11 protein-coding genes are annotated in these 14740 nt (G+C 35.5%); 7 read left to right on the forward strand and 4 right to left on the reverse strand.

Annotated elements, in window-relative coordinates:
* Positions 1 to 88 precede the first annotated feature (88 nt).
* Positions 89 to 1141: a tRNA preQ1(34) S-adenosylmethionine ribosyltransferase-isomerase QueA gene (gene queA, locus QM524_RS06655; RefSeq protein WP_166578483.1), complete on the reverse strand. Its 1053-nt coding sequence runs from the start codon at positions 1139 to 1141 to the stop codon at positions 89 to 91.
* A 596-nt stretch (positions 1142 to 1737) separates the two neighbouring features.
* Between queA and QM524_RS06660 the strand changes: the two genes are divergently transcribed.
* Positions 1738 to 3042 carry a cryptochrome/photolyase family protein gene (locus tag QM524_RS06660; protein WP_283343964.1) on the forward strand — a complete coding sequence of 435 codons (1305 nt, stop codon included), beginning with the start codon at positions 1738 to 1740 and terminating at the stop codon, positions 3040 to 3042.
* A gap of 185 nt (positions 3043 to 3227) precedes the next feature.
* On the opposite strand, the gene QM524_RS06665 is transcribed toward QM524_RS06660, so the two are convergent.
* Together QM524_RS06665 and QM524_RS06670 are read right to left on the reverse strand one after the other, a co-directional pair.
* Positions 3228 to 4031 (reverse strand): DUF3108 domain-containing protein, encoded by an 804-nt coding sequence (locus QM524_RS06665; protein WP_095166588.1) that lies wholly within the window; start codon positions 4029 to 4031, stop codon positions 3228 to 3230.
* A 106-nt stretch (positions 4032 to 4137) separates the two neighbouring features.
* A complete protein-coding gene (locus QM524_RS06670) occupies positions 4138 to 5190 on the reverse strand; it encodes an aminopeptidase (protein ID WP_283343965.1) in 1053 nt (350 codons plus the stop codon).
* A gap of 596 nt (positions 5191 to 5786) precedes the next feature.
* On the opposite strand from QM524_RS06670, the gene recA reads away from it, so the two are divergent.
* Positions 5787 to 6872, forward strand: a complete 1086-nt coding sequence (gene recA, locus QM524_RS06675; RefSeq protein ID WP_095166592.1) for a recombinase RecA — start codon at positions 5787 to 5789, stop codon at positions 6870 to 6872.
* 242 nt (positions 6873 to 7114) lie between these two features.
* Positions 7115 to 8794: a DUF3667 domain-containing protein gene (locus QM524_RS06680; protein WP_283343966.1), complete on the forward strand. Its 1680-nt coding sequence runs from the start codon at positions 7115 to 7117 to the stop codon at positions 8792 to 8794.
* Between the two features lie 250 nt (positions 8795 to 9044).
* On the opposite strand, the gene QM524_RS06685 is transcribed toward QM524_RS06680, so the two are convergent.
* Positions 9045 to 9521: a hypothetical protein gene (locus QM524_RS06685; protein ID WP_283343967.1), complete on the reverse strand. Its 477-nt coding sequence runs from the start codon at positions 9519 to 9521 to the stop codon at positions 9045 to 9047.
* Between the two features lie 904 nt (positions 9522 to 10425).
* On the opposite strand from QM524_RS06685, the gene QM524_RS06690 reads away from it, so the two are divergent.
* The 4 genes from QM524_RS06690 (at position 10426) to QM524_RS06705 (ending at position 14732) form a co-directional block, all read left to right on the forward strand.
* Positions 10426 to 12615 (forward strand): TonB-dependent siderophore receptor, encoded by a 2190-nt coding sequence (locus QM524_RS06690; RefSeq protein ID WP_283343968.1) that lies wholly within the window; start codon positions 10426 to 10428, stop codon positions 12613 to 12615.
* A gap of 384 nt (positions 12616 to 12999) precedes the next feature.
* Complete coding sequence (locus QM524_RS06695) at positions 13000 to 13152, forward strand: hypothetical protein (RefSeq protein ID WP_283343969.1); 153 nt, start codon at positions 13000 to 13002, stop codon at positions 13150 to 13152.
* 176 nt (positions 13153 to 13328) lie between these two features.
* Positions 13329 to 13889, forward strand: a complete 561-nt coding sequence (locus tag QM524_RS06700) for a DinB family protein (RefSeq protein ID WP_283343970.1) — start codon at positions 13329 to 13331, stop codon at positions 13887 to 13889.
* A 33-nt stretch (positions 13890 to 13922) separates the two neighbouring features.
* Positions 13923 to 14732, forward strand: a complete 810-nt coding sequence (locus QM524_RS06705) for an MbnP family protein (protein ID WP_283343971.1) — start codon at positions 13923 to 13925, stop codon at positions 14730 to 14732.
* Positions 14733 to 14740: the final 8 nt, after the last annotated feature.

Genomic DNA, 14740 nt, shown 5'->3' on the forward strand with positions numbered 1-14740 from the left:
TAAACAAGAAGTCGTAAGAAATTTGTGTTGAAACAAACTCTTACGACTTCTCAAAGTATTGCTAATTCTTACGCTGGAAAGAAATGGATTAGATAATCAACATTGCATCGCCGTAGCTAAAGAATTTGTATTTTTCTTTAATCGCAATTTCGTATGCTTCTTTGATTAGTTCATAACCACCAAATGCACTTGTCATCATAATAAGGATAGACTCAGGCAAGTGGAAATTAGTTAAAAGAGCATTTGGAATACGGAAATCGTAAGGAGGGAAGATAAATTTATCTGTCCAGCCTTCAATTGGCTTCAAGTGACCATCTGCCGATACAGAAGATTCCAACGCTTTCAACGCTGTAGTTCCAATCGCACAAATACGCTTGTTGGTATCAATACCGTCGTTTACTAGCTTACAAGTTTCTTCAGGAATAAAGAAATTCTCTGAATCTGTTTTGTGTTTGGTAAGGTCTTCTACATCTACCTGACGGAAAGTTCCTAAACCTACGTGCAAAGTCAACGGTGTAAATGCCACACCCTTCAACTCCATACGCTTCATGATGATTTTGTTGAAGTGCAAACCTGCTGTTGGAGCAGCCACAGCACCTACATGCTCAGCATAAATCGTTTGATAACGTTCTTCATCACTTGTTTCTACTTTGCGCTTAAAACGAATTTCGTCTGGAAGTGGCGTTTCTCCCAATTCATGAATGGCTTTCATCAATGCATCATGATCGCCATCGTACAAGAAACGAATCGTACGACCACGAGAAGTAGTGTTGTCGATTACTTCAGCTACCAAATCACTGTCACCAAAATATAATTTATTACCTACACGAATTTTACGAGCTGGATCTACCAACACGTCCCACAAGCGGTGCTCACGGTTTAATTCACGAAGTAAGAAAACTTCAATTTTAGCACCTGTTTTTTCTTTTTGTCCAAACAAACGTGCAGGAAATACTTTTGTATTGTTAGTTACCATTACATCACCATCTTCAAAGTAGTTGATGATGTCGGAAAACATCTTGTGTTCAATTTGTTTTGTCTTGCGATTTACAACCATCAAGCGAGACTCTCCACGGTTTTCTGATGGATAAAGTGCAATCAAGCTCTGTGGCAGGTCAAATCTAAATTCCGAAAGTTTCATTATGCTATTTATTGCTGTTTATGTTCTGTCAAAAGACAATAAATGACCTATGCTACTACCATGTTGGTATGGACTAGGTTGTCTATTTGAAAGCGATTCTTGCAAATATACAATTTTACTATAGGCCTTGTCAATACATTTTCTATTGTAATATGGTAATTTTTGTTAGTTTATTTGATTTTTCTAACAATTGTACCCAAGTTATTTACTCCAAAAAGTACAAAAAAGTGCTTTTAGAGCTTTGAGATGATATCTTCTGAAATTTCTTTCGAATTTGTGAGTAGATAAAGAAAAAATGTTTCGTGAGAATAAAATCTTCTTTATTTCGAAAATAAATGACGAATTCCTTTCTACAGATATCATTATGGATACAAGGGGATTACCTAAAATATGTTGAAATCCTACAGGGGAGGTATTTTTGAATGGTAGAAATAGGCAGGTGGTGCATGGATAAGGCTTTGATTCATAGTTGAAGGTTTTTAAATTATATCTTGAGAAAATTACATTTTTTTTAGCCTATTCCCCAAATTTTATTGAGGTAATCTTCAAACAATTTTAGCAAGTGGTGAGTTTAGTAAGGATAATCAAATTTTACTATGTCAAAATACACCCTTTTTTGGTTTAGAAGAGACCTTCGTCTCCATGATAACGCAGGCTTTTACAGAGCTTTACGCAACCACTCAAATGTATTGCCGATTTTTATTTTTGATAGAAATATTTTAGATAAACTCGATGATAAGAAAGACCGAAGAGTAGAATTTATTCATCAGGTAATCACCGATTTGAACACTCAACTCAAAGCATTTGGAAGTGGTTTGTTGGTAAAGTATGGTACGCCCGAAACGGTATTTCCTGAGCTTTTGTCAACCTATGATATCGAGGCTGTTTATACCAATCATGACTTTGAAAGTTATGCTATCGAGCGTGACAATATGGTACATGAGTACTTGCAATCGGAGGGAGTTGAGTTCCGTACTTTTAAAGATCATGTGATTTTTGAAAAGAATGAAGTACTCTCGGGTAGCAAAACGCCCTACACAGTATTTACACCTTACAGTCGTAAATGGAAAGAAACCCTCAACGACTTCTATGTAAAGTCCTATCCTACAGAAAAATATTTTTCTCATTTATCCAAAATAAATTTACCCGAGCCTCCAAGTCATGAGTCGATGGGATTTGCACCTGTTGGAATGAGTTTTCCTGTTAAAGAAGTGAAGGATTTACTCGTAAAAAATTATGCTGAAAAGAGAGATTTTCCAGCTATTTTAGGTACCTCTAGGTTATCCGTTCACTTGCGATTTGGGACTGTAAGTATTAGAGAATTAGTAAAAAAAGCACAAAATTTATCAGAAACTTGGTTGAATGAGTTAATTTGGCGCGATTTTTATTTTAATATTGTATATCATTTTCCTCACATTTGTCAGGGAGAAGCTTTTCGCCGTGAGTATGATCAAATCGAATGGCGAAACAATGAGCAAGAGTTTGAAGCTTGGTGTAAAGGGCAAACTGGTTATCCAATTGTGGATGCAGGAATGCGTGAGTTGAATGCTACAGGCTTTATGCACAATCGTGTACGCATGATTGTGGCAAGCTTTTTGACGAAACATTTGTTGATTGATTGGCGATGGGGTGAAGCTTATTTTGCCAAAAAATTACTAGATTTTGATTTTGCCGCCAACAATGGAGGTTGGCAGTGGGCTTCGGGTAGTGGTTGTGATGCAGCGCCTTACTTTAGAGTATTTAACCCGACTCTCCAAACGCAAAAATTCGATAAGCAATTAGAATACACCAAAAGGTGGGTACCCGAATTAAATTCATTGTCCTATCCACAACCAATAGTGAATCATGAAATGGCTCGAAAAAGAGTCCTAGAGGTTTATCAAAAAGCATTAAAAAAATAAGTTTTTGATAAAATTGATTCACATTCTGTGACTTTTAACCTAAAATATAGTCACAAAATTAGTTGTGTTGAAAAAGGGTAACCATTTCTAATGGTGGTTAAGATTATATAATGTTGTGTAGATTTCGAGAAAGGTGAGAGGCTGTTGCTCTCACCTTCTTTGTTTTATGACAGTTAAGAAAACTCTTAGTTGTTATCAAATTTCAAATCTTGTTTCAAGCCACTGTAGCTTCGTAAGTCGAGTGCCAAAGCTCCAATTTTTAAGCCAATTTCTACCCGAATCGGAATTTTGTTGGCATCGTTTGATACCCAAATAATTACCGATTCTTCATCTACAAAGAAATTATTTTTGGGAAGCATAGGGATAATTTTATAAGTTTCTATCTTGCCAAACTTAGTTTTGATAGTCTCTTTTCCTTTAAACTTCAATCTCATGTTGTAGATTTTATTGTCAAAGAAAAATGATAGAGGATAGCTCTCACCAGGCTTGGTTTTATTAAAATCCATTGCCCTGACATAGTAATAGCTACTCACCACATCTTGTATGCCATCGGGAATACTTAAGGTTTTCTTTTCTTTATCATCAATGAGTTCAAAGGTTTTGGCCACATTTTGTTGATGGTCAAATATGACTTTTTCTTCAGCTTTATAATTGCCTTCTTGCTTTTTCATGTAAAACTGATGGGGCATAATTTTTTCGCTGTCGATATGAGATGCCCATGTGTCACGCACTCTTGTCACCCAATCGGTTACGCCTGTAGTACGACCATTTACCACTACTTTATAACAAGGACGACCATTAGCCATTTGGAACTTGTCGTCCACATCTACCACAGCTTCAGCAGCATTTACAAAGCCATAATGCACTCTATATTCGATATGTTCGCCTTTGACCAAACTTGTAGAATCAACGATTTTGTTGTTTTCTTGAAAAAAGCTAAAAGCGGTCAAGGATAGCAAGATTGTTCCCCCGATAAGAATATTTTTCATGTTACTTGAGAAGTTTGTGGTTGTTGGCTAATTGGTTGCACTATTGGATTTTTTGAAAGGTTAATTCTGTTTGTTATCAACCCAATCCATTAACCTAAAGCGATATTTATTCAAATCGCTTTTCTAAATACTCTAAAAATTTACGAAAGTCACCGCGAAATTGTTTTTCAAAAATCTGCTCAAACTCATTTTGTTTTGAATGATAAGTTTTAAAGCTCACAAAATACGCATTGTTTGGTAAGTCTTCGTTTTTTAACTTACTGGAAAGTAGCGGTTTATGTGATAGTTGTGCATAAAGACTATCTTCTTTCGCTACTATTTTTCTGATAAACGTATATTTTAAAGAATCCTTGTATGTTTTGGTGTATTCTGGTTTGAAAGTTTTGTATAAACTGTCCAGTGCAAGGGTAGATTTATTGAGATGCGTCACCAAAATTTTGCGCCATTCTTTTCCACGAGCAAATTTTTGGTATTCCTCAGATTCGATGCCATATTTAGCTTTTAGGTATCTTTTAGCGCCATATTCTCCAATAAAATTGGCTAGATTTTCGCTAGTTTCATGCTCGTTTTTGACAAAAATAGTTCCATGCGTCATTTCATGAATAATAAGGCTCGCGAGTTTGCCTTCCGAATAAAATAGCATACTCGACAGGATAGGCTCTGGGAGCCACCCCAATGTTGAATAGGCAATACCTTGTCCCAAATCGGTATCATAGCCTTTTTGCTGCCAAATTTTTAGTTCTTGAGCAGCCATGGTAGAATCAAAAAAACCTTTGTAAGTAAAATTCCCAATAATAGGAAAATGAAACTCTACGGCCTCCATTTTGTAAGGTTCGGCAGCCGTAACGAGATATACCAGTGGTTTGCCATGCTGATCGAATAGAGTTTGATACACGTCGGGATTATCTTTTAGGCCTAGCGAGTCTATGGCATATCTTTTGATTTCGCTGATCAGACGAATTCTTGCCTTGAGAGAATCAGGAACTTTCGGGTCTTTCAATACTTCGCTGAGAGGGCGAGTGTTAAAGGCAACATTCAATCCTCCTTTGGCTTGTGTATACAAGTAGACTGTCCAGTTACGTTGCCATAGCGCGATACCTAGCAGTAAGCATAGAATTAATAAAAGCCAGTATCTTTTTTTATTGATTATTTTTGACATGATTACTTCGAATAAGAATTTAAAGTTACGAAGACCTATTACATATGTGCTAAGGTTTTATAAAATCAAACCAATAAATCTAGGTCTATCACAATGAAATAAATATTGGTTATATCTCGGGTATTGACCCTCATGTAGCTTAGTTTTCATTCCTATTTGTTAGTTTGATTAATATTGTATACTTTTTTTATTTTTGTATAAAAATAATAGACTTTTTGCTGAAAAATATTTTCAAAAAGATTACTTTTTTTAGACTAAAGCTTGTAAATTCACATTCGGAAATCAAACAAGTAAAGAATTTCAAGATGATATGATTGCTACAAGCTCTCTCGATAAAAAAGGAAAGAAGTAATAGCTCATTGAATTTTTTTGTGTAAATTTTGCCTCAAATCAATCTATAGATTTGATTTTGAAGCGTAAAAATTTGTAAGTCAAAGCAAGCTTATTTATTTTTCGAATCTGATAGTAAAATCATTTTTGTTACCTATTGTGTTTTTTGCGTAACAAGCCTAGAATTATCTGATAAAATGCTTATCCTAGCTATTCTACAGTTAGTTCGTTCAACCAAAGTCATTTTTATCTTACATTTATACAACATGGCAAAGCAACAAGCTGAAGCAAGTAATCCTGCAGCAGAGAAACTCAAAGCCCTACAAACTACGCTTGAGCGTTTGGACAAGACTTACGGTAAAGGTACTGTAATGCGTTTGTCTGACAGTAAAGTTATAGACGTTCCAGTGATTTCTACAGGCTCATTGGGTTTAGATTTGGCACTAGGTATCGGTGGTGTACCTCGTGGAAGAATTGTAGAAGTTTATGGTCCAGAATCTTCTGGTAAAACAACTTTAGCAATGCACTGTATTGCTGAGGCTCAAAAAGGGGGAGGTTTGGCCGCATTTGTTGATGCCGAACATGCCTTTGACCGTGCATATGCCGAAAAACTTGGTATTGACACTAGCCAACTGTTGATTTCTCAACCTGATAATGGTGAGCAAGCTCTCGAAATTGCAGAACAATTGATTAGTTCAGGAGCTATCGACATTTGTGTAATTGACTCCGTAGCAGCCTTAGTACCAAAAGCTGAACTTGAAGGTGATATGGGTGATTCAAAAATGGGTCTTCAGGCTCGTTTGATGTCTCAAGCACTTCGTAAGCTTACTGGGGTAATTAATAAAACAGGTTGTTGCTGTATCTTTATCAACCAGCTTCGTGATAAAATCGGGGTGATGTTTGGTAACCCAGAAACAACAACGGGTGGTAATGCCTTGAAATTCTACGCTTCGGTACGTTTGGATATTCGTCGTATTGGACAAATCAAAGAAGGTGCTGATAATATCATCGGTAACCGTACTAAAGTGAAGGTGGTAAAAAACAAATTGGCACCTCCATTCAAGGTAATTGAGTTTGATATCATGTATGGTGAAGGTATTTCAAAATCAGGAGAAGTACTCGACTTAGCTGTAGAACTTGATATTGTGAAAAAATCAGGCTCATGGTTTAGCTACGATGGTAATCGTTTAGGACAAGGTCGTGATGCTGTAAAAGAGATGATTCGCGATAATCCTGAATTGTTGGATGAGCTTGAACGCAAAATTAAGGATAAAGTAAAAGGTGATGATGGCGCATTGCTTGACCCCGAAGGTGGTGTAGCAGATGACGGCGAGTTAGATGAAAGCTTATAATCCTATCTTTTATAAATGTAAAAAAGAGAATACCGAAAGGTGTTCTCTTTTTTTATAAAGAATAACCAAAAGTTAAAAGCCTGTTTATTCTATACCTAAAAGCATCGATCGCCTATGCAATAATTGAAAAAATGAGTATTTTGAGGAAATTTTATTAAACAACCTAAACCGTTTGGAGTTTTATCCCCTTTTCAGATTGATTTCCTCTCAGCGGTGCGTCACAAACCTTAAACTTATTTGAAATGTCGATACATAAGAATCGTCGTAAAGTAGAAGTCTGCCACAACTGTCATAACATGCTGAAGCCAGAAGATAATTTCTGCGCAAATTGTGGTCAAGAAAACCATGATTTGAAGGTAGGAGTGGGGCAGCTATTGTATGATGTTTTTGAAGGATTTACCAATTTTGATACAAAGTTTTACAATACAGCCAAATCAATTTTTTCTCAACCAGGCAAAATTACCAAGGATTTTTTGGAAGGAAGAAGGGCACGATATGTACCTCCAATTCGTTTATACTTCATCGTATCTTTTGTGTTTTTTATCGCTTTTGATGAGCTGGTTGAAATGGGTTTGAACTCTACCAATGACGTGGCAAGGGGAGTAATCGATGGATTGAAAGGGGATTCGAAACGTAAAGACAAAAGCGATGATGATGATCAAGAAAGTGACAAGAAAGAGAGTAAATCTATACAAAGTCAGGCGCTAAAAGCTATCATACAAAAGCGTGAAGAGAAAAGTAAGGAAATCGCTAACTTGAATATTGAGCTGGATTCGGCTAAAGCTAGAGAGGATACAAGTTTGCAACATACCTTAGAAAAGAAAATTGCTAAAGATGAGAAGCAACTAAAAACGCTGGATAAACAAACTAAATTAGCTTCTCAAGCAAAAGGATTTATTGACTATGTATCTAATTTTGATATTTCGACTGATGAGATTTTGGACGAAATGAATGTAGAAAGAGATGATACATTAAGGGCTATTATTGACTCTTTACCAGAGTATAAGCAACGTCCAGTATTAATTGAAATACAAAAGCAACTAGCTTTGGACTCGATACACACAGAAGCAATCACCGAACCCGCGGAGGATTTGAAGGCATATTTTACCGAAAGAATGGGGAAAAAAGGTAAGATAGAGTATACTCTGATTTTACATTCTTTGAAAAATAACGTGAAAGTACCTGTATGGATTGAAGGGGTGAAGATAATCACTAAAAGTAGTGATGGAAGCCTTCAAAATAGGACTTATAAAAAACGTTTGCTGAGTATGAGCAATGAAGATTTAGACAGTTTGATCGTAAAAGAGGAGGGAAGTAAAAGCGCTTTTGCTTTTTTGAAAAGGGGATTACGTCGTAATGTAACCTATTATGAATTAGCGTTTGACGAAGATGCAGAAAAAGCAATTGGAGAAATGGTACACTTTGGCGTAAATGTAATATCCTTTATGATGTTTATTCTGATGCCATTGGTAGCCCTTATGCTTAAAATCAGCTATAGTAAGCGTGTTCATAGTATACTCTGGTATCCGTTTAAATGGATATCTTACAGCTTCAGATTACTAAAGTATACTCTGACAGGAGGGTTTATGCGCCAAAAACCTTTCCCTCCGATTCCTAAGCTTTTTGATGGTCAAACGAGGTTTTATTACGAGCACCTGATTTTTTCCATACATATTCATTCAATTTTCATGCTCATGCTCATGATTTTTGTTGGACTAGGTTTATTGATTGGTCATTGGAATATCGTATTAGGCTCGGCTATGATAGTATTTATGATATATTTTGCCATGTCTCTCAAAGTGGTATATCGACAATCTTGGCTTAAAACTATCTGGAAATCTATGGTCTTGTTTTGTATGTACTGTTTTACGTTTACCATGGTACTAGGCATTACGGGCGCTATTAAGTTTGCCTTGCAATAGAAATTTGAGTGAATTAGTATCTAGTAGAAGAGTGAATATTCATGAATTTTACTTGTAGAGACGTCTTAGGATAAGCCATCCCGAATTTTATAACGGTGATGATTCAGTAATTTTCATTAAAAAAGCGGTTGAAAATAATTTTCCGACCGCTTTTTTAATATATGATAACTAAGCTTTTAAAATACTCACTAATATTTGCCTGAAAATTTGATTTTTAATACAGTTCATCACAAATCACTAAATGTGTTTATTAGTTGTCTTTTTTGATATAAGACTTGTTACCGTTTGAGTTAATGTAATAGCGACCACCTTTTGGACCTTCGTAGATGGTACGACCTTTATCGTCTTTACCTACAACTTTATCATCACCAGCAGCAGCTTTCTCTGTTTTCTTGTCAACTTTTTTAGGCTCAGGTTTTACTGTTGGGTTTTTATCTTCCACTTTTTTAGCCTCTTTTTCTTTTTTCTTCGCGTCTTTATCTGCTTTCTTATCTTCTTTAGCAGCCTTGTCTTCTTTTACTTTTTTGTCTTCTTTTGGAGCTTTTTCTTCTTTAGCTTTCTTGTCTTTTTTATCAGCTTTGTCAGCTTTTTCCTCCTTATCTTTTTTGTCTTTCTTTTCTTTTTTCTCTTTTTTAGCGTCTTTAGTTTCGTCTTTTGGTTTTTGAGCATTTGCATCCCAAACTAATACATTGGCCATCAAAAGGGCAAGGGCAAGTAACTTCTTCATTTTTTTACGATTGTTGAAATGGTTAAAATTGGTTTTTGAAAAGCACGTCTATAGTGACTAGACCGTATTTCTGCTCAATATAGCAAAATTTTCTATTCCGACTATATATACGAATTAAGTCACTTTAAATTGAGGGATAATTCAAAAATATTTTTGCTGAAACGGTATTCGTTTTGTTAAAAATTCAGATTGTTTTTTGACAAGAATAAAGTGTTACTAAAGCATATTTTTTTTGTACTAAACCTTGAATTTTTGAGCTATGATTCAAATATCATTGAATTCCTCCATTATCATAACTACCTTTGCGCTCATTTCGAGGCGTAATTTATGGCATTTGAGTATAATTATAGGGCGTTGTTTTTGTTCATCATTCTGATTGTTAGGATGTTGTCGTCTCCCTTGGTATATCTTGATTACAGCTTAAGAAAAGATTACATCGCCAAAAACCTTTGTCAAAACCGCAATCGTCCAAGTATGCATTGTAATGGGAAGTGCTATCTTTCTAAGCAATTGGCAAAAGCCGCAGAGCAAAAAGAGGCTCAACAGAAAAATACAATTGTTAGCTCAATCATAGATTTATATTGCCAAATCGGAAAGCTTACAAGTATTCCAAAATTCGAATTATTTCTTTACGAAATACCTAATCATTTTTTCTTACCTATATTTCATTTACAAAGCTTCTTTTCAAAAGTCTTCAAACCGCCCATTTATTGAGGTATTACTTCGTTGTACAAAAGTTTGAGCTATAGTGTATTATGTCAAAATACGCCTGTAGCACTATGTTGCTATATCCATAGCTTTGAAAAATTACACTTGTATGGTTTCTGTTTTTACAGAAGCTGATTCGCTGTTTCCCATGATAAATGCTAGGTTGATCCTATCTAATATCCCAAATTATAATCTCATGAAAAAAGTACTTTTTTCCATTCTATTTATAGGTAATTATGTTGCTTCTCAAGCACAAGAAAAAGATTCTACTATTCTAAAAAACACAGACTTGCATGAAGTCATTATTCGAGGAGTGAATAACTCAGCAGATGTGTCGAGTGAATATACTTCAAGAATACCTTTGAAAAATTTGGAGAACCCACAGGTTACGCATTCTGTCAATAGCAAATTGATTTTGAATCGTAATTATTTTGTTCAATACAACATGCTTTCGAATGTAACAGGAGTATCACCGAGTTGGGCGGGTGTTTCGCCCTATTATACGGTGCGAGGATTTCGTACTCGTTCTAATTTCAGAAATGGTATATTAGGATATGTAGCTTCTGATATAGACCCCGTCAATATAGCTCAGTTGGACGTGATAAAAGGACCAAGTGGAACTTTGTTTGGTAGTTCGATGACCGTTTTTGGTGGTGTAATCAACCGAGTTACAGTAAAGCCACAAGACGATAATTTTACGAGTATTACCTTAGCAGGAGGTAATAATAATTTTCAACGGGCTACTTTTGACGTGAATACAAAGCTAGACACTGAATCAAAAGGCTTGATGCGCATAACTGGTGCGTATACCAACAAAGAAAGTTTTCAAGACCAAGGAATTTATCAGAACCTGTTTTTAGCACCGAGTTTTACTTATAAGGTATCCGATAAGTTAAGAATTGATGCTGAAGCAGAAATTTTGAGAAGAGTTTCGACCAATAATCTGTTATTGACACCCATGAATCCACTCAAAAATGGTGTGTTGACTTATGCCGAAAGTCCAAGTGGATTGAATTTAGATTATTATAAATCTTACACAGATAATAGTGTTTTGTATAAAACTACCGCTATTAACTTTTACGGAAAAATTAGCTATATTCTGTCAAATCAATGGAAATCGGAAACAAATCTGATGACTTCAAATAGCGAGTCTTATGGTAATTATCAGACGATGGTCATGGCCAATAATAATGCCTCGATTGTGCGTAGAATTGTCAATTATGCACCAGAGACTATTATCAATCAGCAAGTTCAACAAAACTTTATTGGAGATTTGACAACTGGTTCAGTGCGCCACAGAGTATTATTAGGCGCTGATTATTATCGATATGTTTACGGAACAACTGCCAATGGGTTGGATGGTTCAAAGGCTAATGCTGCTAATAGTGTGGCACGCCCTACTTTTGATACGGTAGCAGTTGTAGGAAAAAGTGTAAACTATGGCTTGCTCAATGAAAGTGAAATCAACAGCAGATTGTTAGGGAGAGTACCTGCTATTACAAAAACTACCCTGACGACTTATTCGGTGTATGCCTCAGATGTGATTAATCTTACCAAAAACTTGACTTTGATGCTAAGTGCCAGAGTAGATTTCTTGCAAAATTCGGGTACTTATAATAAAACAACAGATGTTTGGACAGGAGCCTATAACCAGACTGCCTTTTCTCCAAAAGTTGGTTTGACTTATCAGCTATTACCTGAACAACTGGCATTTTTTGTTAGTTATATGAACGGTTTCCAAAATGTAGCGCCTGTAAGTCAGGTAGATGGAACAGTGGCAAATTTTAAACCCCAATACGGTAATCAGTTTGAAACAGGATTGAAATATTCACAGGAGAAACATTTATTAGATGCCAGTTTAAGCTTATATGATATAAGAATCAGTAATACTGTAAGAGCTAATCCTGAGAATGTATCAATGTTTATTCAAAATGGAGCGCAATATAGCCGTGGAGCAGAATTAGATTTACAAAGTCGTCCAATAGAAGGCTTGTATTTTCATGCTGGGCTTGCTTACAACGATAGCAAACTTACAGCTTCGGATGCTAACACAGAAGGTTTAAGACCTGTAAATTCAGGCCCTGCTTGGATGAGTAATTGGTATGCGAATTATACTTTTATGAAAGGTACTTTAAAAGGATTTTCAGTAGGTTTTGGAGGTAATTACTACGGAAAGGATAATATTATTAATACTAAATCAGCAGGAACATTTGCTACAGATGCCTACACATTGTTCAATGCAGTACTGAGTTATTCTCAAAAAGCATATACTTTATCGCTGAGTGGAGATAATATTTTCGACACACAATATTACTATGGCGGTCGTGGATTTATCACGCCTGGCAATTTGCGTCAGGTGATAGTTTCTTTAAAATTGAATTTATAGAAAATCATAATACCTGATTATTTCAGACAATAAGAGCAAAGTTTTAAGGAAATATTTCTTTTATAAATTTACCCTTATTGTCTGATTTCTTCAAACAATAATAATCTTTGGTATTTATAGAAGAAACTGACAACGCTACTTTATCTTTGTAAAATGGTAACAAAATACATATCACTCCTGCTAATTATCTTACTGAATGTACCAACATTTAGTAAATGGAGTGTTGTTATTTATTACCAAGTTAATAAAAGTTCAATTGCTAAGGAGCTCTGTATTAATCGCAATAGACCACAATTACACTGTGATGGAAAGTGTTTTTTAGCAAAAAAATTAAAAGCTGCTGACGAGCGAGAGCAAAAATCTACTTCAGATAAGCTTGAAAAAATGCAAGAAATAACCTTGTTTTTCCAGAAAATAGAAGCTGGAATAACAGGTGAAAGTAGAGTATTTCGAAACCTTATTTCTATCAACTATTTTTATATCGAACCTTTCTTAAGTGCTCGTGCTTCGAGCATCTTTCATCCTCCCCAATTTTAAATCAAGTATTGCGGTAACGTAACATCGACCATCTAAAGTGGTTGTTATACACCTGTGGACATAGGTAATGCTATTGTCTATTTGGTATATTTTCTTAGTGGCTATTTACTTAGTAGCCATGGTAGAGGGTATATCCTGATGGTGCTATTTCTTAATATTCAATTCATTAACAAATTATGAAAGTTTCTCGAAAAAAAGTCCTTCAGTCACTTGTAACTGGATTTGTTGCTGTGCCAAGTCTTTCAAAGGCTAATACTAATGTAGACTTATCAAAATATAAAGAAGAGTTTGCTGAAGCCTGGAAAAGTTCAAAGAACTATACTTTAACGATTTATAATCAAATGCCAGAAGAAAAGATGGAGTTCAAGTACACGCCTGAATCCTTCTCATGGCGTACACAGTTTGTACACTGTATTGTATTTACGACTGCACAGCTATGTGGACGTTTGAATATTGCCAATCCATACGAAGCGAAGGAAAAGAAGCAGGGATATTGGAAAACGTTAAGTAAATCAGAACTCGAACAAGAATTGATAGGCTTTTATGATTGGGTCGAAAAAGTAGTGACTGAGACTCATACAGATAAACTTTTACAATTAGAAAGTTATGCGGGAGGACAAATACCAATTTGGCGTTTGTTCTATGCGCTAGAAAATCACATTATTCACCATAGAGGACAAGCCATTTGTTATTTGAGACTCAATGGCATAACTCCAGTAGGTTATATTGGTTGGTAAATATTACATCATTAAATATAGAACGATATTCACATGAAAAAACTACTTTTTTTATTACTGACATTATTAGGAACGAGCAATTTATTTGCTCAAAAAACAACCTCATTGAGCATCAAATTTGACAACTTCGTCGGCAATGACCCCGTTGAACTTAATGCGAAATCTTACAAAAATCAAGCAGGAGAGGATTTCAATATTAGTCTTCTCCAGTACTATGTAAGTAATATTCAGCTTGTCAAAAAGGATGGTTCTGTATATACTGTTCCTCAAGATGATTCGTATTTCTTGGTTCGTCAGAATCGTCCTGAAACCCAAACTATCACTTTGAAGGATATTCCTCAAGATAAATATGTGGGAATCAACTTTATGATTGGCATTGATAGTGCGAGAAGCGCCTCCGAAATTGGTTACAGAAAAGGTTGTTTGGACGTTGCTGGCGATGCTCAAGATATGTATTGGGCATGGAACTCGGGTTATATTTTTGTCAAAATGGAAGGTGCGTCTCCTCAGTCAACCTTAAAGGAAAACATCTTTATGTACCATATTGGCTTATTTGGCGGTATTGGTGACAAAAAAACCTTAAACAACATCCGTAATGTAAGCTTAGCTTTCAACAACGAAACCATCAAATTAAAGGCTGGGAAAGTTGCTCCTGTTATTCGTATCAAAATGGATGCCTCTAAAATTCTCAATGGCGAAACCACAGTAAGTATCGCCAAAAATCCTTCGGTAATGGGTGGTCCATATTCAGCCAAAATTGCTGAAAACTATAAGTCGATGTTTTCTTATAATGGCATTGGAATGCCTGCACCAACCGAAAAAACTAGTTTAGGATTGAAATAATATTGTAT

The organism is Flectobacillus roseus (assembly GCF_030056595.1).
In the GTDB taxonomy this organism is placed as follows: domain Bacteria; phylum Bacteroidota; class Bacteroidia; order Cytophagales; family Spirosomataceae; genus Flectobacillus; species Flectobacillus roseus.

Excerpts from the sequence above, each read along its gene's own strand:
- QM524_RS06690 (WP_283343968.1), top strand. The coding sequence starts at position 10,426 with ATGAAAAAAGTACTTTTTTCCATTCTATTTATAGGTAATTATGTTGCT.
- QM524_RS06695 (WP_283343969.1), top strand. The coding sequence starts at position 13,000 with ATGCAAGAAATAACCTTGTTTTTCCAGAAAATAGAAGCTGGAATAACA.
- queA (WP_166578483.1), bottom strand. The coding sequence starts at position 1,141 with ATGAAACTTTCGGAATTTAGATTTGACCTGCCACAGAGCTTGATTGCA.
- QM524_RS06665 (WP_095166588.1), bottom strand. The coding sequence starts at position 4,031 with ATGAAAAATATTCTTATCGGGGGAACAATCTTGCTATCCTTGACCGCT.
- QM524_RS06680 (WP_283343966.1), top strand. The coding sequence starts at position 7,115 with ATGTCGATACATAAGAATCGTCGTAAAGTAGAAGTCTGCCACAACTGT.
- QM524_RS06670 (WP_283343965.1), bottom strand. The coding sequence starts at position 5,190 with ATGTCAAAAATAATCAATAAAAAAAGATACTGGCTTTTATTAATTCTA.
- QM524_RS06700 (WP_283343970.1), top strand. The coding sequence starts at position 13,329 with ATGAAAGTTTCTCGAAAAAAAGTCCTTCAGTCACTTGTAACTGGATTT.
- QM524_RS06705 (WP_283343971.1), top strand. The coding sequence starts at position 13,923 with ATGAAAAAACTACTTTTTTTATTACTGACATTATTAGGAACGAGCAAT.
- QM524_RS06685 (WP_283343967.1), bottom strand. The coding sequence starts at position 9,521 with ATGAAGAAGTTACTTGCCCTTGCCCTTTTGATGGCCAATGTATTAGTT.
- QM524_RS06660 (WP_283343964.1), top strand. The coding sequence starts at position 1,738 with ATGTCAAAATACACCCTTTTTTGGTTTAGAAGAGACCTTCGTCTCCAT.
- recA (WP_095166592.1), top strand. The coding sequence starts at position 5,787 with ATGGCAAAGCAACAAGCTGAAGCAAGTAATCCTGCAGCAGAGAAACTC.